19 protein-coding genes, 2 tRNA genes and 1 rRNA gene are annotated in these 21,652 nt (G+C 55.5%); 18 read left to right on the forward strand and 4 right to left on the reverse strand.

Translation table 11 applies throughout. The features are described 5' to 3' along the window. Positions 1–3 precede the first annotated feature (3 nt). The 3 genes from JNK62_02300 to JNK62_02310 are packed head-to-tail and all read left to right on the forward strand — an operon-like array spanning position 4 to position 3,038. Complete coding sequence (locus tag JNK62_02300; protein ID MBL8158338.1) at positions 4–1,359, forward strand: sugar transferase; 1,356 nt, start codon at positions 4–6, stop codon at positions 1,357–1,359. Between the two features lie 9 nt (positions 1,360–1,368). Beyond that, on the forward strand, positions 1,369–2,280 hold the full coding sequence (locus tag JNK62_02305; protein ID MBL8158339.1) for an NAD-dependent epimerase/dehydratase family protein: 912 nt from the start codon (positions 1,369–1,371) through the stop codon (positions 2,278–2,280). After that, positions 2,277–3,038: a bifunctional 5,10-methylenetetrahydrofolate dehydrogenase/5,10-methenyltetrahydrofolate cyclohydrolase gene (locus tag JNK62_02310; protein MBL8158340.1), complete on the forward strand. Its 762-nt coding sequence runs from the start codon at positions 2,277–2,279 to the stop codon at positions 3,036–3,038. Before JNK62_02305 ends, JNK62_02310 begins: the two co-directional genes overlap by 4 nt. 29 nt (positions 3,039–3,067) lie before the next feature. Here JNK62_02310 and JNK62_02315 read toward each other — a convergent pair whose 3' ends face one another. Next, the gene (locus tag JNK62_02315) at positions 3,068–3,958 is read right to left on the reverse strand and encodes a hypothetical protein (protein ID MBL8158341.1); all 891 of its coding nucleotides are present in this window, start codon (positions 3,956–3,958) and stop codon (positions 3,068–3,070) included. A 161-nt stretch (positions 3,959–4,119) separates the two neighbouring features. Between JNK62_02315 and secD the strand changes: the two genes are divergently transcribed. Further along, the gene (secD, locus tag JNK62_02320; protein ID MBL8158342.1) at positions 4,120–5,424 is read left to right on the forward strand and encodes a protein translocase subunit SecD; all 1,305 of its coding nucleotides are present in this window, start codon (positions 4,120–4,122) and stop codon (positions 5,422–5,424) included. A 1-nt stretch (position 5,425) separates the two neighbouring features. Further along, positions 5,426–6,331, forward strand: coding sequence for a protein translocase subunit SecF (secF, locus tag JNK62_02325; protein ID MBL8158343.1), 906 nt, complete (start codon positions 5,426–5,428; stop codon positions 6,329–6,331). 34 nt (positions 6,332–6,365) lie between these two features. Here the strand turns inward: secF and JNK62_02330 are convergent, their stop codons facing one another. After that, positions 6,366–6,569, reverse strand: a complete 204-nt coding sequence (locus JNK62_02330; protein MBL8158344.1) for a hypothetical protein — start codon at positions 6,567–6,569, stop codon at positions 6,366–6,368. 524 nt (positions 6,570–7,093) lie between these two features. On the opposite strand from JNK62_02330, the gene JNK62_02335 reads away from it, so the two are divergent. After that, a 16S ribosomal RNA gene (locus tag JNK62_02335) occupies positions 7,094–8,555 on the forward strand. Between the two features lie 253 nt (positions 8,556–8,808). Here JNK62_02335 and JNK62_02340 read toward each other — a convergent pair. Then, positions 8,809–8,958, reverse strand: coding sequence for a hypothetical protein (locus JNK62_02340; protein ID MBL8158345.1), 150 nt, complete (start codon positions 8,956–8,958; stop codon positions 8,809–8,811). A gap of 185 nt (positions 8,959–9,143) precedes the next feature. Here JNK62_02340 and JNK62_02345 point away from each other — a divergent pair. The 3 genes from JNK62_02345 to JNK62_02355 all read left to right on the forward strand — a co-directional run bounded on the left by JNK62_02345 (position 9,144) and on the right by JNK62_02355 (position 10,842). After that, a tRNA-Ile gene (locus tag JNK62_02345) sits at positions 9,144–9,215 on the forward strand. 201 nt (positions 9,216–9,416) lie between these two features. Then, on the forward strand, positions 9,417–10,721 hold the full coding sequence (locus JNK62_02350; GenBank protein MBL8158346.1) for a UDP-N-acetylglucosamine 1-carboxyvinyltransferase: 1,305 nt from the start codon (positions 9,417–9,419) through the stop codon (positions 10,719–10,721). A 39-nt stretch (positions 10,722–10,760) separates the two neighbouring features. Beyond that, positions 10,761–10,842, forward strand: a tRNA-Leu gene (locus JNK62_02355). A gap of 6 nt (positions 10,843–10,848) precedes the next feature. On the opposite strand, the gene JNK62_02360 is transcribed toward JNK62_02355, so the two are convergent. Continuing rightward, positions 10,849–12,273, reverse strand: a complete 1,425-nt coding sequence (locus tag JNK62_02360) for a LamG domain-containing protein (protein ID MBL8158347.1) — start codon at positions 12,271–12,273, stop codon at positions 10,849–10,851. A 52-nt stretch (positions 12,274–12,325) separates the two neighbouring features. On the opposite strand from JNK62_02360, the gene JNK62_02365 reads away from it, so the two are divergent. From JNK62_02365 to JNK62_02405, 9 genes are all read left to right on the forward strand, one after another. Next, positions 12,326–13,396 carry a pyridoxal phosphate-dependent aminotransferase gene (locus JNK62_02365; protein MBL8158348.1) on the forward strand — a complete coding sequence of 357 codons (1,071 nt, stop codon included), beginning with the start codon at positions 12,326–12,328 and terminating at the stop codon, positions 13,394–13,396. 164 nt (positions 13,397–13,560) lie between these two features. After that, positions 13,561–14,358 carry an aspartate/glutamate racemase family protein gene (locus tag JNK62_02370; GenBank protein ID MBL8158349.1) on the forward strand — a complete coding sequence of 266 codons (798 nt, stop codon included), beginning with the start codon at positions 13,561–13,563 and terminating at the stop codon, positions 14,356–14,358. Then, positions 14,322–15,635, forward strand: a complete 1,314-nt coding sequence (gene murD / locus JNK62_02375) for a UDP-N-acetylmuramoyl-L-alanine--D-glutamate ligase (protein MBL8158350.1) — start codon at positions 14,322–14,324, stop codon at positions 15,633–15,635. Before JNK62_02370 ends, murD begins: the two co-directional genes overlap by 37 nt. Continuing rightward, complete coding sequence (locus JNK62_02380) at positions 15,632–16,903, forward strand: UDP-N-acetylmuramate--L-alanine ligase (GenBank protein MBL8158351.1); 1,272 nt, start codon at positions 15,632–15,634, stop codon at positions 16,901–16,903. The genes murD and JNK62_02380 overlap by 4 nt, the downstream gene beginning before the upstream one ends. A 2-nt stretch (positions 16,904–16,905) precedes the next feature. Beyond that, positions 16,906–17,571: a 16S rRNA (cytidine(1402)-2'-O)-methyltransferase gene (rsmI, locus tag JNK62_02385; GenBank protein MBL8158352.1), complete on the forward strand. Its 666-nt coding sequence runs from the start codon at positions 16,906–16,908 to the stop codon at positions 17,569–17,571. 15 nt (positions 17,572–17,586) lie between these two features. Continuing rightward, positions 17,587–17,820 (forward strand): hypothetical protein, encoded by a 234-nt coding sequence (locus JNK62_02390; protein ID MBL8158353.1) that lies wholly within the window; start codon positions 17,587–17,589, stop codon positions 17,818–17,820. Beyond that, positions 17,807–19,105, forward strand: a complete 1,299-nt coding sequence (locus tag JNK62_02395; protein MBL8158354.1) for a hypothetical protein — start codon at positions 17,807–17,809, stop codon at positions 19,103–19,105. Before JNK62_02390 ends, JNK62_02395 begins: the two co-directional genes overlap by 14 nt. A 20-nt stretch (positions 19,106–19,125) precedes the next feature. Next, positions 19,126–20,895 (forward strand): type IV secretion system DNA-binding domain-containing protein, encoded by a 1,770-nt coding sequence (locus tag JNK62_02400; GenBank protein ID MBL8158355.1) that lies wholly within the window; start codon positions 19,126–19,128, stop codon positions 20,893–20,895. 1 nt (position 20,896) lies between these two features. Next, on the forward strand, positions 20,897–21,640 hold the full coding sequence (locus JNK62_02405) for a lamin tail domain-containing protein (GenBank protein MBL8158356.1): 744 nt from the start codon (positions 20,897–20,899) through the stop codon (positions 21,638–21,640). Positions 21,641–21,652 lie beyond the last annotated feature (12 nt).

Raw genomic sequence — 21,652 nt, forward strand, 5'->3', positions numbered from 1 at the left:
ACTATGACCCTGGTTCCGAAACGGGACTATCTCATCCTCCTTCTGGGAGATCTGTGTATTTTTGCTGCCTCGCTTTGGGTGGCGCTGACGCTGCGGTATCTGGAGATTCCGTCCCTGAGCTTCCTCAGTCTCCACACTGCACCGTTTTCCATCCTCTTCGTGGCGTGGGTCGGTATCTTTTTCCTTGCCGGGCTCTATGGTCGCTACACCCGCATCTTTCGCACGAAGCTCCTCTCGACCATCGTGTATACGCAGCTCATCAACGTCATCATCGCAGCCCTCTTCTTCTTCTTCGTCGAATTCTTCCTTATCGCACCGAAGACGGTCCTTCTCATCTATCTCATCGTCTCGTCGTTCCTTATTATCTTCTGGCGTGCGTTTCTCTATCCGCGTTTGCGTGGCGGTCGGAAGTTGAAGGGCGTGCTCATCGCCGCGGGAGCTGATGCTCGTGCATTGGCAGAAGAGATCGGATCGGATTCACGCTATCCCTTCGCCTTCGAATATGTCGTCGATACGTCGCAGACGCCATCACACGAGGTCATCCAACACGCATGCCGTGTCGCCGAGGAAGACGATATTGCATTCCTCGTGGTGGATGTCTCCGACAATGCGATCCAGACGGCACTGCCGATCCTCTACGATGCTGCGTTCCATAAGCGCCGCTTCGTGATGGTGAATATGATGGATCTCTATCAGGAAGTCTTCGACCGCGTCCCGCTCTCATTAGTGAAGTACGAGTGGGTGTTGGAGAATTCATCCATCTCACCGGCGTACGATATTCTGAAGCGACTCATGGATGTCGCTGCGGCGCTCATCGGTGGCGCGCTCTCGTTGCTCCTCTATCCCTTTATCATGCTCGCGATCAAGCTTGATGATGGGGGAGATATTTTCATCAAACAGGAACGCGTCGGTCGCTTCCAAAAGCCCATCTATGTCTACAAGTTCCGCAGCATGACGGGGAATGACAGTGGCAAGTACGGCGAAAGCGGCAAGAGTGAACTGGTGGTTACGCGCGTCGGCCGGATCCTACGCGTCCTGCGTCTCGATGAGCTGCCACAGATCTGGAATGTCTTGAAGGGCGATCTCTCGGTCGTCGGACCGCGCCCGGAATTCCCGACGCTCGCCGAGCACTACAACGCACGCATTCCATACTACAACGCGCGCTACCTCGTCACCCCCGGACTCACCGGTTGGGCGCAGATTTTGCACGATCGTCATCCGCACCACGGCACCGACGTCGCGGCCACGAAAGAAAAACTCTCGTACGATCTCTACTATTTCCTGCGTCGTTCGCTCTTGCTCGATCTCTACGTCATCTTCCAGACGGTACGTATTGTGCTCACCGCGAAGGGCACGTAGTATCAGGATATGGCTGATAAAGCAGTAGTAACCGGCGGCGGAGGATTCATCGGTGCGCACATCGCTGATGCACTCGTCGCTAAGGGATTCGACGTGCATGTCGTCGACACGTTCGTCGCAGGGCGATTCGAAGATCGCATCAATCCGAGGGTGACCTATCACGAGGTAGACATACGGGATTACGAAAAGCTCGTTCCAATCCTCAAGGATGCTGTGTATGTATTCCACGAAGCCGCGCTTCCGCGCGTGCAGTTTTCCATCGAGAATCCGATCGAGACGTTTGCAGTAAACGTCGAAGGTCTCGTCGCAACGCTGAAAGCTGCGCACGAAGGCGGTGTTCGTAAGTTCGTCTTCGCGAGTTCCGGCTCGGTGTATGGCGATCAGGAAACCATGCCGCTCACGGAAGATATGAGCGCGCAGCCGAAGAGTCCATATGGCCTGCAGAAGCATGTTGGCGAACTGACATGCAAGGTCTGGAGCGAGGTATATGGATTGCCGACGGTATGTCTTCGCTATTTCAACGTCTACGGTTCACGCATGGATCCGAACGGTGCTTATGCGCTCGCGGTCGGAAAGTTCATCAAACAGCGTCAGGACGGAAATCCGATCACCATCTGGGGTGACGGAACGCATAGTCGCGATTTCACCCATGTGACAGATGTCGTCAACGCTAACCTTTTGGCAGCGGAATCGACAAAGGTGGGGAAGGGAGAGGTTATCAATATCGGCGCGGGTAAGAACCGCACGGTGAACGAGCTCGCAGCAGCAGTCGGGGGACCTACCGTTAACGAACCGGAACGCTTGGAGCCGGCGCACGCACTCGCCGACAATCGGAAGGCGAAGGAACTCCTCGGTTGGGAACCAACGATCTCGCTTGAAGACGGTGTTGCCGAGCTTAAGAAAGCTGCAGGACTTACATGATCATCGACGGGAAGAGAATCGCGGAAGAAATCTACGGGAGCTTGCAGCTCCCGCGTCCGCTTACGCTCGGCATCCTGGTCGGAGCGGAGAATCCGGTAACCGATTCGTTCGTGCGCATCAAAGAAAAAGCCGCGGCGCGTCTGGGTGTTACCTTGGTTCGTCACGAGATCGCGAAGGATGCAACGACTGAACGTGCGGTCGCTGGCGTTGCTGAACTTGTTGGCTCAACCGATGGCATCATCGTACAGCTTCCGCTCCCGCACGGAATCGAAGTCGAGACCGTGCTCGCGGCAATCCCGCCTGAAAAGGATGTTGATGGTATCTCGCCGCATCCGAAAGTCCGTCCGCCGGTCGCTGAGGCGGTCGGGGAAATCCTTGTTCGTGCAGGTATTGATCCGCACGGAAAGAAAGCGGCGGTCGTGGGTTCAGGTCGTTTGGTTGGCGCACCGGTCGCTGCGCTTCTCGCGAATCTCGGTGCAGACGTCCACGTGCTTACCTTAGGGGATTCTTTAGATGGATTGAAAGAAGCGGATATCATCGTCTCGGGTGCAGGGAAGCCGGGACTTATACAGCCTGAGTATGTAAGAGAGGGCGCCGTGCTTGTCGATGCGGGAACGAGTGAGAGCGAAGGGAAGGTGATCGGTGATGCTGATCCCGCATGCGCTGATAAAGCATCTGTTTTTACGCCGGTTCCTGGCGGTGTCGGGCCAATCGCGGTCGCGATGATTTTCAAGAATCTCGTCGAGCTCGCAAAATAAAAAGCGGGAACCAGAGGTTCCCGCTTTCCTTAGAGTGCATACTTCTGCTCGATTTCCGCACACGTTTGTTCGTGAGCGAGGACCTGAGCAGCTTCTTCCTTGGTGAGAGTCGGATGCACGAAGGAAACCACGGCGAAACGGTCATCTGTCGCGCCTGATTCACGTGCGGTGTCGACGACGCCATGCAGCGTGCCGTGTCCGTACGCGTACTTCGTGATGGCTCCGAACTTCTTGCCGGGGAAGATGCAGATCGTGTCGTACTCGGTCTCGAGAATGCGGTGGCGCGTTCCCGATTCGTCGATGACAACCAGTCCCTGTCGGCTGCCCCACCAATGGACGGTGATGCCGGCGCGATCGATATGAGCGGTCGCATCAGGCTTTCCGACTGCCCGCTCCAGATATCGGAGCGTGCGCGTGACGCATGCGCCGCCGATGAATGATTGCTCGAGCGAATAGGGAACCTGTATCCCGTTCGCAGCATGATATTCATCGAGCAGCGTGCCGACGAGCGTGGCGATTCCCAGTGAGCGACGATTCAGATCTTCCATCGCATGGAAAAGATCGGTGTACCGATCCACGGGAGCGGCTCGTGCGATCATGCGATCGGCAGTTTCCTTGAAGCAGTGGAAGAACCACTTCTGCTCCCGTTCACTGCGGCGATAGAGGCCGCTGTCGTGCTGCCAGCCGACTTCATCGCGACCGAAGATGTCGGCTGCGAATGCGTCGCGATCCTCGCCGTCGATCATCCGGCGCACATCATTGATGATGGCCGGTGTATGTTCGGCGAGTACGCTCGGGTCGTATCGGATCTGCAGGAAGCCTTGGCGAAGAAATGTTTCAACGCCGCCGGCTTCACGTATGGTTTCTCTAAGATCATAGGCGTGTGCCTCACTGCGAGACAACGTCGCTGTACCGTGCATGAGAAAACTCCTTTTCCAGTGCCGGCTGTGAAGGTTCAGTATTGAACCCTGTAGCCCATCGTAGCCTCTTAAAAACGGGGGATTTTGCCGCTTTCGGGATTCGTGGCCTCATATGGGGATATCTGGTGGATAACCGGAAACGGGGTACAATACGGCGCTATATGAAGTACCGTCTGGGAGCAGTCGTCATCCTCATTCTCGGGGCGCTTTTGGTGTGGTACGTCTACCAGTCTGAAGTCAGCGGCTCCAAGAAGTTCCGCCTCGGGCTCGACCTCTCGGGCGGCACCCAGCTCCTCTACAAGGCGGATACCAGCGCGATCGCGGGGGATGTCGAGGAATCGATGAATGCATTGCGTGAGACCATCGAGCGCCGCGTAAACCTCTTCGGCGTCGCGGAGCCGATCGTGCAGCGTGAGAAAGGAAGCTCGGTCGCGGGCGAAGGCGAGGAGCGCCTCATCATCGAATTGCCGGGAGTCACTGATGCGAACGAGGCGATCCGTCAGATCGGCCAGACGCCGGTTCTCGAATTCCGCATGCTCAAGGAAGATGCGCCACAAACCGCATCGACGACGGTGAACGAGCAGTTCGGTCCAGCCATCCTTACCGGTCGCCACATCAGCCGCGCCGAATTGCAGTTCGGTCAGGCAGGAGGCTTCTCCAACGAGGCGGTGGTCGTCATCCATTTCAATACTGAAGGTAGGGACATCTTTGCGAAGACGACTAAGGATAATGTCGGCAAGGTATTCGGCATTTTCCTCGATGGAACGCCGATCTCCACGCCGGTCATCAACGAGGCGATCCCTGATGGTACGGCGGTCATCTCAGGCAGCTTCACGCCGGACGCGGCGCGTGAACTTGTGCGCAACCTCAACTTCGGCGCACTTCCAGTACCGATCGATCTCGTCTCGACGCAGACCGTGTCCGGTACGCTCGGTGGCGAAGCGGTGCAGGACGGTGTCATGGCGGGCCTCATCGGTTTCGCGGCGGTCGCACTCTTCATGATCCTCTGGTACCGCCTTCCGGGTTTTGTCGCGATCCTCGCCCTCTCGGTCTACGTCATCCTCTCGCTCGCGCTCTTCAAGCTCATTCCAGTGACGCTCACGGCGGCGGGTATCGCCGCATTCATTCTCTCGATCGGTATGGCGGTGGATGCCAACGTACTTATCTTCGCCCGCATGCGTGAGGAGTTGGCTCGCGGTAAGGATATGGAAGAAGCGATCCACGACGGTTTTGCGCGCGCATGGCTCTCGATCCGCGACTCGAATATCTCTTCCATCATCACCGCGATCATCCTCTTCTGGTTTGGTACTTCGATCATCCAGGGCTTCGCACTTGTCTTCGGTCTCGGCGTGGTGATCTCGATGTTCACGGCGATCACGGTCTCGCGCACGTTCCTCCTCGCTATTGCCCCCAAGAAGGCTGGTCGTATGACCAAATTCCTCTTCGGTAGCGGCATCAAGATCTAATATGCTTATCGTCAAATACAGGAACACGTTCTTCGCACTCACTGCAGCCCTTGCGGTGGCGGCGCTCGTCGTGCTAGGTGTCTTCGGGCTCCACATCGGTACCGACTTCACGGGCGGGGCACTCATTGAAGTGCAGTATCCGCAGAATCGTCCTTCGGTAGAGGAAGTGAAAGAATCCCTCACGAATGCGGGACTTGAAGATGTGACCGTGCGTGGTGCAGGAGAATACAGCTACATCGTGCGTGCCGCGCCGCTCTCGCAGGATGCTCGCGCGAAAGTTGCTGAGGCGGTCGCTATCAACGGCACGCAGCCGGTCATCGAGCGCCTCACTGACGTTGGGCCCTCCATCGGTTCGGAGCTCCGCACGAAGGCGATCATCGCGCTCGGTCTCGTGGCGCTCTGCATCATGCTCTACATCGCCTTCGTCTTCCGCAAGGTCTCGAAGCCGGTCTCTTCATGGGTATACGGCGTGATCACGGTCATTACGCTCTTGCATGACCTCGCGATCCCGCTCGGCGCGTTCGCGATCTTCGGACATCTCTGGGGTGCGCAGGTGGATACGCTGTTCGTCACCGCGATCCTTACGGTCCTCGGCTACTCGGTGCACGACACCATCGTCGTATTCGACCGAACTCGTGAGAATCTGCGTCTCAATGAGGAGCATAAGCGCAAGGAGGACTTCGAGCACGTCGCAGGACGCTCGATCGAGCAGACCTTCGTGCGCTCGGTGAACACTTCGATGACCACGCTCGTCTCGCTCGGAGCCCTCTTCTTCTTCGGCCCGGTCGCGACGCAGGATTTCGCACTGACGCTCATCATCGGTGTCATCGCGGGAACCTATTCTTCCATCGCACTTGCGACGCCGCTCCTCGTCGCCTACGAACGCTGGAGTGCCAAGCGTTCCTAAAAGAGAAAGGTGCCGCTTGGCGGCACCTTTTTGATTACCAGGTACGGATCTCCGTGGTGCGCGTCGACAGTCGGTCGCGAAGATCGTTCTTGTGAGCGATCATGCCGCGTTTCGTGTCAGCGCGAACCTGTTTGAGCCACTCCTGGAATTCAGGCGATGAACGATACTCGACACCCCAGATCTGGACATAGAGATCATCGTGTTCGCCAGGATCCTTATGGACCATAGTCTCCTCCATTCTAAAGAACAGAAACCAAAACCCCCTCCGGGAAGGAGGGGGTTGGTATCAAGTGGGGGTTACTTAATCACAATCCTCTCCTTCGCGAGGGGGTGCGTAAACCAATACCAGACGAAGCTGGCGGTGCGGAGGAGGTTTCGGACCTTCGATTGCATACGGAAAGGGTAGCACGGCACTGGGGGTCCGCAAGGGGGAGGGGCGGTCCCGCGGCGGACCCCTCTTTTATGGCTCAGTTGAGGCGCGGTAGCGCTTGACAGGGGTCGGAAAGCGACTATACTGCCTCTACTTGTCTCACTCTACTGATCTAGAGCTTCGTGAGATCGAGGATCCCACGAGGCCTTCTTTGGCGTGGGGTAGACCTTTGAAAACTGAAGAGAGAAACAAACGATCTCCGACCCGCAAGGGTTCGGGGAACACACACATAAGCAAGAACACAAGAAAGTAAAAGAAAGCATTGGAACAAAAGATGTACATTCTTTTGTTCCGTCCAACCTAATCAAGATAGGAGTAGAAATACTCCGTCTTTAACTGAGAGTTTGATCCTAGCTCAGGGTGAATGCTGGCGACGTGGATAGGGCATGCAAGTCAAGGGGACCGCAAGGTAACCGGCAGACGAGATAGTAACGCGTAGGAACGTACCCAGAAGTCGGGCACAGCTCGCCGAAAGGCGGGGTAATTCCCGATGGTCTCGCAAGAGTAAAGATTTATCGCTTCTGGAGCGGCCTGCGTAATATCAGCTAGTTGGTGAGGTAATGGCTCACCAAGGCTATGACGTTTAGGGGAGCTGAGAGGCTGACCCCCATCGATGGAATTGAGATACGGTCCATACTCCTACGGGAGGCTGCAGTCGAGAATATTCGACAATGGGCGAAAGCCTGATCGAGCGACGTCGCGTGGTGGATGAAGTCCTTCGGGACGTAAACATCTTTTATGAGGGAGGAAGTTATTGACGTTACCTCATGAATAAGGGGCTCCAAACTCTGTGCCAGCAGGAGCGGTAATACAGAGGCCCCAAGCATTACCCGGAATCATTGGGCGTAAAGGGTGCGTAGGTGGTCATATTAGTCGAATGTTAAATCCCGGGGCTTAACTCCGGAATCGCGTTCGAAACGGTACGACTCGAGAGCGTGAGAGGTGAATGGAACTCATGGTGTAGGGGTGAAATCCGTTGATATCATGGGGAACACCGAAAGCGAAAGCAATTCACTGGCACGTTTCTGACACTCAAGCACGAAAGCGTGGGTAGCGAACGGGATTAGATACCCCGGTAGTCCACGCCCTAAACGATGATAACTGGATTTAGGGAGTATCGACCCTCTCTGAGTCGAAGCTAACGCGTTAAGTTATCCGCCTGGGTAGTACGGTCGCAAGACTAAAACTCAAAGGAATAGACGGGGGCTTGCACAAGTGGTGGAGCGTGTGGCTTAATTCGTCGCTAAGCGAAGAACCTTACCAAGGTTAGAAATCCTACTGCACGCCTTCCGAAAGGAAGGAAGCCTTCGAGGGTGTAGGACAGGTGATGCATGGCTGTCGTCAGTTCGTGGTTTGAATCGTTCCCTTCAGTGGGGTAACGAACGCAACCCTCGTTGCCTGTTATATTTGTCAGGCGAGACTGCCCCCTCACGGGGGAGGAAGGTGGGGATGACGCCAAGTCAGCATGTCCCTCTGATATCTTGGGCTGCACACGCGCTACAATGGCTACTACAGCGGGGCGCGACGGGGTAACCCTGAGCAAATCCTTCAAAAGTAGCCTCAGTTCGGATTGAGGTCTGCAACCCGACCTCATGAAGCTGGAATCACTAGTAATCGCGGGTCAGCCACACCGCGGTGAATACGTTCTCAAGCCTTGTACTCACCGCCCGTCAAGTCAGGGGAGTTGGGAGTGCCCGAAGCGCATCCTTGCGATGCTTCAAGGCAAACTCAATGACAAAGACTAAGTCGTAACAAGGCACGGGTAGCGGAAGCTGCTCGTGGATTCATTCTAAACAACCTTCTCTTCGGAGAAGCTGTTAGTCGATTCGTATGCCTCAATTGAGCATACGAGGGTCATGACACTACGACCCCTCAATGTGTCGGACAACGCGGGAAAGACCGCGGGTTAATGGACGGAACAAAAGAGTGTGTATTGTGTGACGTAAACAAAAACAAAGGCCGCCTTCTCTGGCGGCTTTTTGTTTGTCGGAATATGGATGCGGCGCGTCTTTCGACGCGCCGCGGAATGTACTGAGATCAAAGTCGATCAGCGTGCGCCGGGTCGCTGGCAGGCCCTGTCGGTCTCGGCTCGTGCCTGGTCTTGCCATGCCTGCCGACGGCTGACTTTGCCGGACTTGAATCGGCCGGTTGCCTCCTTGCGATCTTCCTTCTTACGCGAATCGTTGCCTTTAGCCATTTCTAGCTCCTCTGAGACTTTGAAAGCGGCTTCGCACCTGCCGCGCTCAGAAAGGTAGCATGTCAGCCATATTTTTGCTACTATCCTTTCCACGTTGGGGAACCAGCGATATGTGCGTTGAGCTCCGGCGGATGATGCTGATAGTTGGGCCGGGGAGGTGCGTGCTGATAGAGTGACACAATAACGCGCGTTTAGCTCAGTGGTAGAGCATCCCTCTGATAAGGGGAAGGCCGTAGGTTCAATCCCTACAACGCGCACTAAAGACAGAAAAGACCTGCCCTGCGGCAGGTTTTTCTGCTTTAGTGCGAGCCGGAGGCATGTTTCGTGAGTACGCGAAACAGCCGAGGCGGGGTCGCGGAATTTCTTGCACGACGGTGCAAGAAATATCTGTGACCACTGAAGCCTTCCTCAAGCTGTCGACATACCACCAAGTCCGTGTAAAACTGACCCTCATTCATATGAACTACCGAGTCGTAGGCGGGAAGACGCTCTCCGGAGAGGTCACCACAAATATCTCAAAGAACGCCGCCGTGGTGTTGCTTGCCGCGTCTCTCCTCAATAAGGGGAAAACGACGCTCAAGAAGATGCCGAAGATCGAGGAGGTGAATCGTCTCATCGAGGTCTTGAAATCCATCGGTGTTTCCGTCGAGTGGGTGAATGGCGATGTAGTCATCACTCCTCCGGCAAAGCTTGATATCACGAAAGTAGATCGTGCGGCGGCGGAACGCACGCGCTCGATCGCGCTCTTCATCGCACCGCTCGCACACCTCGTTTCTTCGTTCGATCTTCCTGCTCCGAAGGGGTGCGACTTGGGCAAGCGATCACTCGGGGCACACATCGATGCGCTCTCTCGTCTCGGAATTGCGATCGAAGGAAGCGAAGACACGCATAGCTATCATGTCGAAGTCGGTGAGAGGCGTCCGCGCGAAATCATTATGTACGAAGCGTCGGATACCGGTGTCGAGAATGTGCTCATGGCCGCGGCGAAGATTCCTGGAGTTACGACGATCAAATTCGCGAGCGCGAATTATATGGTGCAGGATCTCTGCTTCTTCTTGGAACGATGCGGCGTAAAGATTGAGGGTATCGGAACTTCCACACTCGTTGTGCATGGTGTCGAAGATATTAATGCGGACATTGAAGCGTATCCAAGCGAGGATCCCATCGAGAGCATGTTCTTCATCGCTCTTGCGGCGACGACACATTCGGAAATCACCGTGAAGCGCTGCCCGATCGATTTCCTCGAGCTCGAACTCGCAACCCTCTGGAGTATGGGACTTCGTCACACTCGCTCAGAGGAATATCTTGCCGACAACGGCAAGACGCGACTCATCGATATCACCGTCAAGAAAGCAGATGCTTTGAATGCGCCGCCAGAGAAGATCGCGCCGCGTCCGTACCCGGGCATCAACATAGATAATCTTCCGTTCTTCGTGCCGGTGGCGACACAAGCGAAGGGGACGACACTCATTCATGATTGGGTGTACGAAGGCCGTGCGCAGTACTATCTCTTGATGAGTAAACTCAATGCCAACGTCTCGCAGCTTGATCCGCATCGCGTCGAGGTGACCGGCCCGTCGAAATTGCATCCGGTGCATATGGAGGCACCGCCGGCGCTTCGTCCCTCGACGATGCTGCTCATCGGTATGCTTGCCGCAGAAGGTGAATCAGTTTTGGAGAACGTGTATCCGATCAATCGTGGATATGAACGATTGCACGAACGCCTGAAGGCGATCGGTGCGGAGATCGAGGCTATCGAATAGATTGGCCAAACGAGGCTTACTGCGTACAATGCCTCCGAAGGGCACGTGGTGGAATTGGTATACACGTACGTTTCAGAAGCGTATTCCGCAAGGATTGGGAGTTCAAGTCTCCCCGTGCCCACTGAATTTAGAAGGGATAGGTGCGTCCGTTCCCTGAATTGTAGAGAGACTCAATTTGTTCGTTGGTGAGAACGGTGTCCCAAATGCCGCATTCATCAATAATGCCGTCGAAGAAATTAAAGTTCAATTTCTGGTATCGTCCTATGCTGATACTTGTCTCTCCAGCCGTCAAAGTTTCGTCTGCAGTGTTCGTGCCGTCACTTACCCCGTTCAAAAACAGCTCCTTGCCTGACTGATTCCAGGTGAAAGTCGCCATGTACCACGTATCTGTGGCAAGGGGGGTGTTTCCAAGTACTGCGTTGTTTCCTGCCCCCATGTAGCCGAACAGAACATCACCATTATGTACCGCTACTCCAAAATCCAGTCCACCCGTTGTGACATTAGTAGCGCTACTAAAGATAGATGGATTTCCGGGAGAAGGGTCGAGGGTTTCGGCTTTTATCCAACAACTCAACGTTCCTGTCGTCGTGTCAAAGTAACCCTCATTTGCGCGGGAAAAGTACTGGGATGATGAATATTCTAAGTCCGCACCGTTATTAATTCGTCCGGAAGCATACAAAATCGAATTCATGTTAGTAAGTGTCTTTCCATTCCCCGTAGCATCTGCCGCATCGCCACTTGACTCATCAAACTTCCAATACGCAATCGGTTCCGGAATTGAGACGGATGGTCTCGGATTGAGTGCAATGAGTTGCGATACCCAGTTTTGTTTGATGGATTTGCTGAATGTAGATGATTTAGATCCTGACGCCCCGGCTGACGATTGTGCACTGACGTCCAACGCTGTTGAGGGGCCCAATGGAGCATAAGAGATATCGTACTTTTCTGACATGCCGTTCGGAGCGCTGAATCTGCCTCCGGAGAACAATCCTGCATCAATAGAGAAGAGTGCGACAAGTTGGGAATCCTCGGTGGTCGTTGTGATGGACGGGGCGGTGGCCGTAGTGCCGCGTCCGCTCGATTCAGACACTGGTCCGATAGGATCACCCGCGTCGACGCCGCTGAATCGAGTGATGCCTCCTGCTGCGCGGGTGGTAGGGGAGATTCTCCAGATGTAGGCATCTGGCTCGGATCCCGTTGCGAGCTTCCAATATGATGCAATTGAGATCTCATTTCCTTTGTTCGTGTGCTCGATTACATTCCAGCCATCAGGAATAGTGATTTGAGGACCAGTGCCTCCAAGGAAGGTTATGTTTGCAATGAGTATGTCGCCAGCACCTACATCAGCGGGTGTGTCGACACTTACCTCTGAATACGCAACGTTTGTCGAAAATGCGGTCGATGACGACCCGGCTGTGATGCCAGCGAGTGCGACGGTGGCGAGTACTAAAGAGACTAAAATACCTGCAGGAACACCAAAACGGGCTCGTTGCATAATTAGGTAGATGAAGAAGTAATTGCCGCAATCGTAGCATGGGCCGATAACCAGCATGTGGGTTGTGCACTGCGTTGTGCTCTCTAGGAGGCTCGGCTAGAATCGACCAATGAACGCGCCCATTCCCGGACCCTCGTTTTTCATCGGGAAGGGCGACGAATCCCTTATTTCCTTCGGTTCCGGACAGCCGGATCTTCCGCCGCCGGAGGAGGCGTTCCGCATCCTGCAGCAGTATCGCGGCTTCAAATATGGTCCGGTACAGGGATCCGTCGCCCTGCGCAGCGAGCTCGCGAAGCTGTATCCGGACGCTGAGCCGCATCAGTTCGTCATAACCAATGGGGCGTCCGAGGCGATTGATCTCGTCTTGCGCGCGATCTACGAACCGGGTGGCAAGATCCTTTTGCCGCGGCCGTACTACTACTCGTATCCGCACAACGTGACCTTGGCGCACATGGAGCCGGTCTACTATGACCTTGATGAAAACGGGAAGATCAATCTCGGTACCTTCATGGAGGCAGCGAAGGGTGTCGTTGCGGTGATGATAAACTCGCCATCGAATCCGACCGGTACCGTACAGGAGGTTGAGACCCTGAAGGCGATCGAGCAGTTTTGCGCGCGAGAAGATATCTACATCATCTCCGATGAGGTCTACAAGGATCTCATCTATGTGCGCGAGAATTATCTCCTGCATGGTCCGCATGTGGTGACCGTCAATTCGTTTTCTAAGACGTACGCTATGTGTGGTCTCCGTGTCGGATACGTATATTCGCAGGATCAGGAGCTCATCGAGAAGATCATCGAGATGAAGACACACACGGCGATGAACACGAGCATTCCGGCGCAGGAGATGGCGATCGCGGCGCTCGCTTCACCGCGCTCGTATGTGACGGATTACGTCGAAGTATGGAAAGCGCGCCGCGACCTCATGTACCAGGGAATGAAGGCGCTCGGCCTCGAATTGTGGGAGCCGGAGGGGGCGTTCTACGTGCTCCCTAAGTTCAAGCACTCGGGGAGGGTCGTGAGTGATTTATACTATACGTACCGCATGATCACGTATGACGGCGCCTGGTTCGGTGCCTCGGATCGCGTGCGGTTCAGCTACGCCCTGGATGTCTCGAAGATCGAAGAGGGTCTGAAGCGACTGAAGCAATTTCTTGAAAACGAGTACAAAAACTATTAAGTATGATCGGGCTTTTCGATTCAGGATCAGTCGCGCACAACCCCGACCCCCGCTTAAGAAACCAAAGGTTTCTTACGTCGCTCCGCTCCTATCTTCCTGACACGGGGTCGTGCGTCGCCAGATCGCCGCTCGCCCGATGAATATGACCTATAATTTCACATAATATGATTGGTCTCTTTGATTCTGGATCTGGCGGGCTCTCGGTTCTCCGGGCGATCCGTCAGCGCAATCCGAATGCAGATGTCGTCTACTTCGGCGATATCAAGCACGCACCGTACGGGACGCGCGAAGCACATGAGCTCGTACATCTTGCTACCAATGGCCTCCGCACGCTCCGCATGTTTGGGGCGCAAGAGATCGTGAGTGCCTGCAACACGGTCTCCCCGCACGTGCTGAGTCATGGTGCGGAAGGTGCCGATGTTATCGAGATGACCCGTCCAGCGGCACGCGGCATGCGTCAGCACGCTGGGGGAAAAGTGCTTCTTCTCGCGACACCTGCAACCGTTTCTGCACGTATTTACGAAAGTGCGTTCGGCGGGATGGTCATCCTCCATCAGCATGCGATACATGATCTCGCGGGAGCTATCGAATTCGGTGCGCATGACGACAAGATCCGCGATATCGTACGTAGCGAATTCCAGAAGCGCTGGGGGGAGAATTTCGATCACGTCTTTCTCGGCTGCACGCACTATCCTTTTGCACGACACATCATCGAAGAGGAGGCGCAGGCGGCATTCGGTACCATTTCGATCATCGACCCGGCAGAATCAGTTGCGGAAGAAGCCGACCGACGCTTCGAGACACGAGGCTCGGGATCCATTTTCTTCCGTGCCTCGCAGGATTCGGAGCATTTTCGTCGCCGCATTCAGGAGTTGTTCCCGGAGTACGAACATACTATAAAGATAATTCCTCCTTTCAGCTCCGTATGGCTCACCAGCAATTTTTCAATGGGAAACGCGTAACCGTCCTCGGTCTCGGTCTGCTTGGTCGGGGTATTGGGGATGCTGCGTTCATCGCATCGCAGGGCGGCATTGTAACGGTTACTGACCGGAAATCCGGTGCCGAGCTTCAGGAATCCATTCAACGACTTGCGGAATACGACATCACGTTCCATCTCGGCGGACATATTGAGAGCGACTTCACCGATACCGATATGGTAATCAAGGCGGCGGGCGTGCGCCTCGATTCGCCGGAAATCGCGGCCGCGCGCGCGGCGGGTGTTCCGGTCTATATGTCGACCGCGCTTGCGGCGAAATTTGCCGCTGAGTCCGGAGTAACCGTCGTTGGTGTGACCGGCACGCGCGGCAAATCGACCGTGACCCACATGATTCATCACGCGCTGGTGGCAGCAGGAAAGCGAGCGCACCTCGGCGGCAATATCCGCGGTGTCTCGACCTTGGCACTGCTGCCGGAGATGCAGAAGGGCGACTTCTTGGTTCTGGAACTTGATTCGTGGCAGCTGCAGGGATTCGGGGATCTCGAGATGAGCCCGAATGTAGCGGTGTTCACGAATCTGCAGACCGACCACCAGAATTACTATCCTGATATGGATACGTATTTCAGTGATAAGGCGAATATCTTCCGTTTCCAGAAGAAAGGGGATTCGCTCATTGCGACGCCCGAGCTTGCGGAAAAGATCACGGCGATCGCGGCGGGGGAAGAGGCATACCGCACGCATGTCGAATCTCCCGCACCTGCAGAATGGAAACTCAACATGCCGGGCGAGCACAATCGCGTGAACGCGGCACTTGCGGCCGCGGCACTTGAGGTGCTTGGTCTGAGCGCCGAAGAGGTCCGTACTGGTCTTGAATCATTCGCTGGCGTGGAAGGCAGGCTCCAGTTCGTCCGCGAATTCGCCGGCGTGAAAATCTATAACGACAACAATGCCACCACGCCACAAGCCACTATTGCGGCTCTTCAGGCGCTTGATGCAGGAAAGAAAAACATCATCCTCATCATGGGCGGGGCAGATAAGGGACTTTCTTTCGACGATCTTCTTGGGCAGGCTGAGAAAAGTTGCAAGGAAGTAGTATTGCTCACCGGAAGCGGCAGCGACCGTGTGTTCGATAAGAAAGCGATGTATCGCTATGACGATCTCGATATGGCAGTTCAGGCGGCCCTCGGGCGCTCGCAAGAAGGTGACGTTCTCCTCTTCAGCCCGGCGTTCGCATCATTCGGTATGTTCAAGAACGAATACGATCGTAACGATCGATTCCTTAAGATCATCAACGCACTATGAGCCCTATCCCGCAGCGTATCTATATGGTCGGTATCGGGGGTATCGGGATGTCGGGTCTCGCACAGCTCTTGGTCGCACGTGGACTCGCGGTTTCCGGCTCCGACCGGGAAGAATCCCCGACTACGATGCTTCTTCAGAAAAAGGGAATCCGGGTCTTCATCGGTCACGATCCATTGTTTGTTCCCACCGATACCGAGCTCCTCATCTACAGCGATGCAGTGCCCGCAGAGAGCCCGGAACGCATGAAGGCGCATGAGCTTGGCATAAAGCAGATCTCTTACTTCGAGATGTTGGGGGAAATCAGCAAGGGTTCTCGGACGATCGCGGTCGCAGGAACGCATGGAAAGACGACGGTGACCGGCATGCTTGCGGCGATCCTTAAGGCTGCGGGCAAAGAGCCGACCGCGATCGTGGGATCCATCGTCCGTGATTTCGATTCGAACTTCCTTCCGGGCCGGAACGATCTTTTCGTCGTCGAGGCATGCGAATACCGCGATCATCTTCTCGAGCTCTCCCCGGAGATTCTCGTCATCACGAATATCGAACTCGATCACACTGATTTCTTCCCGTCGCTCGTTGCACTCCAATCGACCTTCTCGCAAGCAGTGCGGCGTGTCCCCGAGAAGGGGGTGATCATCACCAATACGCACGATCCAAACGTTGCATCGGTCTTGGAGAAGGTGCAGGCGGAGATATTCGATTACACCATAGAGGAAGTACCAAAGCTCGACCTTATCGGGGAATTCAATGCGGCGAATGCGCGGGCTGCGAAGTGCGCTGCGAAGGCGGCGTTTCCTGATATCTCAGACGAGGTGATCGACATCGCACTCAAGGAATTCAAGGGCGCGTGGCGCCGGTTTGAATACAAAGGGGAGACAAAGAACGGCGCGATCGTCTATGACGACTACGCACATCATCCGACTGCAGTCGAGAAAACCATCCAAGCAGCGCGCGAGAAATTCCCGGGTAAGCGCATCGTGGTCGCGTTCCATCCGCATCTCCATAGCCGCACTGAAACCTTCCTGCATGAATTCGCGCAGGCACTCGATAGTGCTGATCGCGCGATCGTGGCCCCGATCTATGAAGCCCGTCACGAGCAGACGCATACGATCTCGAATCACTCAGTCGCTGAAGTCGGTCAGCATGTAGAAGCGATGGATAGTTTCGATGAGATTCGTGAAGCTCTTGCGGCAGAGTCGGCAGGAACACTCATTATCACGATGGGTGCGGGAGATATTTATAAAGTCGCTGAGCAGCTCGTCCACTAACTATGGCGCTCTTCATCCTTGCAACGCCGATAGGGAATCTCGAGGACATCACCTTGCGCGCACTGCGCACACTCAAGGAGGCGGATGTTATTTACGCGGAAGACACGCGGGTGACGGCAAAGCTCTTGGCAAAATACGATATCCAGAAGCCGGTATTCCGTCTTGATGAAGCAAAAGAGGCTATCAAGGCCGCCGAGGTGATTGAGCGCTTGGAGAAGAACGAGAATGTGGTGTACGTATCTGACGCAGGAACACCTGGTATATCCGACCCTGGTGCTCGGCTGGTCCGCATCGTGCGTGAAGCAGGGCATTCGGCAATCGCCATCCCCGGACCATCGGCGCTCACTGCGGCGCTCTCCATCGCGGGGATCTCCGGTCACGAATTCATCTTCCTCGGCTTCCTTCCCCACAAGAAGGGGCGACAGACGGCACTGAAGGCGATTTCGGAAGAGAAGCGCGCGATCATTCTCTATGAATCGCCGCATCGCATACTGAAGCTCTTGGAAGAGCTTGAGATACTCGGCGATCGCCGCATCCTTGTGGCGCGGGAACTCACGAAAATCCATGAAGAAGTGGTCTCCGGCAGCGCCTATGAGCTCCGCATGCGGTTGGAAACTTCGGGGACCGCGCGAGGCGAGTTCGTCGTGATTGTCGACGCAACGGAGTAGGGTATACTTTCCGTCATGACAATCGATGCTTTGATCATGTTCGTGGGTGCGTTTATTGCTACACTGCCATTCCTTGGTTTCCCGATCCGCATGGACAACATCATCATGGTCGTCACGGGCATCATCGTGATCTCGCTCGGCATCATCATCCGTCGCCGCGCAGTTGCAGCTCGTGCACGCGCGAAGCGTGTCCATACGTACGTCGAAAGTGCGCCGCAGGTGCGTGGGGAAGTGCATGAGACGGCCTAGAGGGTCAGGGCGCATAATTGCGCTCGGATTCGTCTGCTTCGTTATCGTCGCGGGCGCTTTTGTTGCGAGCGGCTATGCATCGGGTCTGACCCGAACGATCGCGAATGCCGCATTCGCGGTAACTCCGGGGACGATGGTGTATACCCGTGGCGCAAGCACCACGTCGGAAGCGGAACCGATTCCTGCAGCACCGAAGCCGGTCGTGAAGCATGTCCCGACGCCGGATCCGGTTAAGGCGATCTATATGTCGCAGTGTGTCGTGGGTACCCCGAGTTTCCGCGACTCCTTGGTAAAGCTTGTAGATGAGACCGAGCTTAATGCGATCGTTATCGACATCCGTGATTACACGGGCGGCATCGCGTTTCCGACGGACCACCCGCTTCTCAAGACAATGGTCTCCGATCAGTGCGGCGCGCGTGACATGAAGGCGTTCATCGAACGATTACACGAGAAAGACATCTATGTGATCGGTCGCATCACGACCTTCCAGAATCCGCTCTATACCAAGATGCACCCCGAACAGGCAGTGCAGAGCAAGAAAGGGGGCGTATGGAAGGATCACAAAGGTCTCGCGTTCGTCGATGTGGGTGCAACCGCGTATTGGGAGAGCGTCGTTGCGCTGGCAAAAGAATCGTACGAGATCGGATTCGATGAGATCAATTTCGACTACATCCGCTATCCATCGGACGGCAATATGCTTGATACCGATTTCATCAAGCGCGACGGGAAGACGAAGCAGGAGATGCTCGAGGATTTCTATAAGTATCTTGATACCAATATTCCGCAGGAGATCGTTATCTCCGCCGATCTTTTCGGCATGGTCACGACGAACTATGACGATCTGAATATCGGACAGGTGCTGGAGCGGGCGCTGCCGTATTTCGACTATATCGGCCCTATGGTGTATCCCTCGCATTATCCGAAGGGATTCAATGGCTGGAACGACGTGAATGCGGTGCCGTATGAGCTCATGAAATATGTGATGGCGAGTGCGGTGAAGCGAACCGAAGCCACGACCACCTCGATCCCAAGTATGGCCTATACCCGTATCGGCACCTCGACGCCCGCAGTGTATTCCAAGCCTGCGTATGACAAGAAAAAGATGCGTGCCTGGATCCAGGATTTCGACTATCCCGTTGAATACACGCCGGCCATGGTGGAAGCCCAGCTACGTGCGAATGCTGAATTAGGCCTCCATTCCTACATGGTATGGGATCCCGGTAACAAGTATTCGAGCTTGAAACCGGTACTGAAGCCGCAACAGGATCTGGCAGCTTCTCATTAAAAAGCGCTATACTATCGGGAATGCAACCCATCAGGGATAGTGGGGCTGATGATGAGCGCCGCATCACGTACTTTGCGACGACCCATACCCGCGGCAAGCGGGAGATGTTCGGCATACGTGCGGTAGATCGCGGTAAGCACATGTACGTGATCGGGAAAACCGGTATGGGGAAGTCCACCATGCTCGAGAACATGGCGATCCAGGATATCCAGAACGGGGAAGGTATCGCGTATATCGATCCGCATGGTTCGACGGCGGAGAAACTTTTGGATTTCGTTCCGCATGAACGAATCAAGGATGTGCTCTACTTCGCGCCGTTCGATACCGACTATCCAGTGGGCTTTAATGTCATGGAAGATGTTGGCTACGACAAGCGTCACCTCGTCGTCTCAGGCCTCATGGGTGCCTTCAAGCGCATCTGGGTCGATGCTTGGTCGGCACGTATGGAATACATCCTCCAGAACGTCCTCCTCGCGCTTCTCGAGTATCCCGGCTCCACACTCCTCGATGTGAACCGCATGCTCACGAACAAACCCTTCCGTGCGGCGGTCATCGAAAAGATCACCGACCCCATCGTGAAAGCGTTCTGGACAGAGGAGTTCGCAACCTACACCGATCGCTATACCCAGGAAGCGACGCCAGCGATCCAGAACAAGGTGGGTCAATTCGTAGCGAATCCTTTGATCCGCAATATCGTGGGCCAGCCGAAATCGACATTCAACCTGCGTCAGATGATGGACGAAAAGAAGATTTTCATCGTGAATCTCTCCAAGGGGCGCATGGGTGAATCGAATGCCGCGCTCTTAGGCTCGATGCTCACGGTGAAGATCTATCTCGCGGCGATGTCGCGTGCCGATGAGCCGCCCGCACGCATGGCGAAGCTGCCACGCTGCTATTTCTATGTCGATGAGTTCCAGTCGATGATGAATGAGGCGTTCGCCGACATCCTTTCGGAATCGCGCAAATACAAGCTCGCGCTCACCCTCGCAAACCAGTACATCGAGCAGATGGAGGAGAATGTACGCAATGCGGTCTTCGGCAACGTGGGAACACTCGTCACGTTCCGCGTGGGACCTTTCGATGCGGAGGTCTTGAAGACGGTTTTCGAACCGACGTTCGAAGCGGAGGATCTCGTCGGCCTCGGTCTCGGTCAGATCTACCTCACGCTCATGATCGATGGCGTGGGATCGGCGCCATTCTCAGCCGAGACGGTTCCGCCTATCGAGGCGCCGCATGTTTCGTATCGCGAGGACGTCATTCATCACACGCGCAGCGCACACGCGAAGCACCGTTCGGAAGTCGAGGCCATCATCGGGAAGCGGCAAGAAGAATTTGCGCCGCCTCCGAAAGCACCACCGCGAGAGCGCGATCGATATCCGCGGGAGAACAATTCTGGTGCAAACGGTAATCACCAGCGAGCACCGCAGCCGCGACGAGAAGATCGTCCTCGTGACGAGGCTCCGCGCGAACCGCGACCGCAGCAACCACAGCCAGCGCCCGTGGCAGAACAGCGCTCGGCTCTGCGAGATGCGATCGCATCGGTCCAGAAGAAGCCGGAGGAGGTACCAAGGAGCGACGTTCGTTCGCCAGCAGAAATCATGCGTTCGCGCCTCGCCAAGAAAATGGCACGACATGCGGGCGATGCACCTCCGGAATTCCCGCGCGCACCGCAGGCTCAGCCACAGCCCGTGCGGCCTCCACGAGTTGAATCTGAGGCGCCCCGAACTCCGCGAGCCAAGCGCGATGAAATCGCAACCGAAGACCTCAAGAAGATATTGAGCGGGGACTAGTATGCGTATCATTGCGGCACTCATCCTCATGGTGCCGTGTCTCGCGTCTGCGCAGGTCTCGATAACCGAGATCATGTATGACCTGCACCAAGGTTCGGACAGCGGTCGGGAGTGGATCGAGGTGTATAACAGCGGTACTGCTACCGTTGATCTTACGAAATGGAAGCTCGTGGAGAGCGGGAAGAATCACAAGATCTCGAAAACGAGAGGGGGTCTTGCTGCGGGTACGTATGCAATTATTGCGGACAATCCCACCAAGTTCGCCGTTGATCATCCTGACTACGCAGGCGCGTTGTTCGATAGCGCATTCAGCCTGAGCAATGACGGTGAGATGCTCTTCCTGTATGCGCCGGACGATGTTCTTGCAGACGAAGTCGGATTCACCAAAGAAGACGGAGGTAGCGGGACCGGGGACTCCCTGCAGCGCGTGGATCTTGAAGCGCGCGTCTTCTCTCCGGGGATTCCGACACCGGGAGCATCAATTCCTGAGAGCGGCCTTGCACGAACGCCGCAAGTGTCTAGCGGCTCGGAATCGAAAACGGTCTCGGCGCCGATTTCAGCGACTCCTATACAAGGTGAGCCAGTGAAGCGCAGTGGACTTCAGATCGCCGCAGCAGGAGGTACTGACGTGCCGGCAATCATGTGGTGGGGCGCCGTCGTTCTGATCGCACTCTGGGGAGCGGGAGGGATCGTCTATGCACGGCGCTTGCAGGGAACCGAGTGGGAGATCATTGAAGAAAGCTGAAAAAGGGGCTAC

This window comes from bacterium, assembly GCA_016789445.1.
Taxonomy (GTDB): Bacteria; Patescibacteriota; Minisyncoccia; order Phycocordibacterales; family UBA2100; genus UBA10103.

Excerpts from the sequence above, each read along its gene's own strand:
- JNK62_02300 (MBL8158338.1), top strand. The coding sequence starts at position 4 with ATGACCCTGGTTCCGAAACGGGACTATCTCATCCTCCTTCTGGGAGAT.
- JNK62_02305 (MBL8158339.1), top strand. The coding sequence starts at position 1,369 with ATGGCTGATAAAGCAGTAGTAACCGGCGGCGGAGGATTCATCGGTGCG.
- JNK62_02310 (MBL8158340.1), top strand. The coding sequence starts at position 2,277 with ATGATCATCGACGGGAAGAGAATCGCGGAAGAAATCTACGGGAGCTTG.
- JNK62_02315 (MBL8158341.1), bottom strand. The coding sequence starts at position 3,958 with ATGCACGGTACAGCGACGTTGTCTCGCAGTGAGGCACACGCCTATGAT.
- secD (MBL8158342.1), top strand. The coding sequence starts at position 4,120 with ATGAAGTACCGTCTGGGAGCAGTCGTCATCCTCATTCTCGGGGCGCTT.
- secF (MBL8158343.1), top strand. The coding sequence starts at position 5,426 with ATGCTTATCGTCAAATACAGGAACACGTTCTTCGCACTCACTGCAGCC.
- JNK62_02330 (MBL8158344.1), bottom strand. The coding sequence starts at position 6,569 with ATGGAGGAGACTATGGTCCATAAGGATCCTGGCGAACACGATGATCTC.
- JNK62_02340 (MBL8158345.1), bottom strand. The coding sequence starts at position 8,958 with ATGGCTAAAGGCAACGATTCGCGTAAGAAGGAAGATCGCAAGGAGGCA.
- JNK62_02350 (MBL8158346.1), top strand. The coding sequence starts at position 9,417 with ATGAACTACCGAGTCGTAGGCGGGAAGACGCTCTCCGGAGAGGTCACC.
- JNK62_02360 (MBL8158347.1), bottom strand. The coding sequence starts at position 12,273 with ATGCTGGTTATCGGCCCATGCTACGATTGCGGCAATTACTTCTTCATC.
- JNK62_02365 (MBL8158348.1), top strand. The coding sequence starts at position 12,326 with ATGAACGCGCCCATTCCCGGACCCTCGTTTTTCATCGGGAAGGGCGAC.
- JNK62_02370 (MBL8158349.1), top strand. The coding sequence starts at position 13,561 with ATGATTGGTCTCTTTGATTCTGGATCTGGCGGGCTCTCGGTTCTCCGG.
- murD (MBL8158350.1), top strand. The coding sequence starts at position 14,322 with ATGGCTCACCAGCAATTTTTCAATGGGAAACGCGTAACCGTCCTCGGT.
- JNK62_02380 (MBL8158351.1), top strand. The coding sequence starts at position 15,632 with ATGAGCCCTATCCCGCAGCGTATCTATATGGTCGGTATCGGGGGTATC.
- rsmI (MBL8158352.1), top strand. The coding sequence starts at position 16,906 with ATGGCGCTCTTCATCCTTGCAACGCCGATAGGGAATCTCGAGGACATC.
- JNK62_02390 (MBL8158353.1), top strand. The coding sequence starts at position 17,587 with ATGACAATCGATGCTTTGATCATGTTCGTGGGTGCGTTTATTGCTACA.
- JNK62_02395 (MBL8158354.1), top strand. The coding sequence starts at position 17,807 with ATGAGACGGCCTAGAGGGTCAGGGCGCATAATTGCGCTCGGATTCGTC.
- JNK62_02400 (MBL8158355.1), top strand. The coding sequence starts at position 19,126 with ATGCAACCCATCAGGGATAGTGGGGCTGATGATGAGCGCCGCATCACG.
- JNK62_02405 (MBL8158356.1), top strand. The coding sequence starts at position 20,897 with ATGCGTATCATTGCGGCACTCATCCTCATGGTGCCGTGTCTCGCGTCT.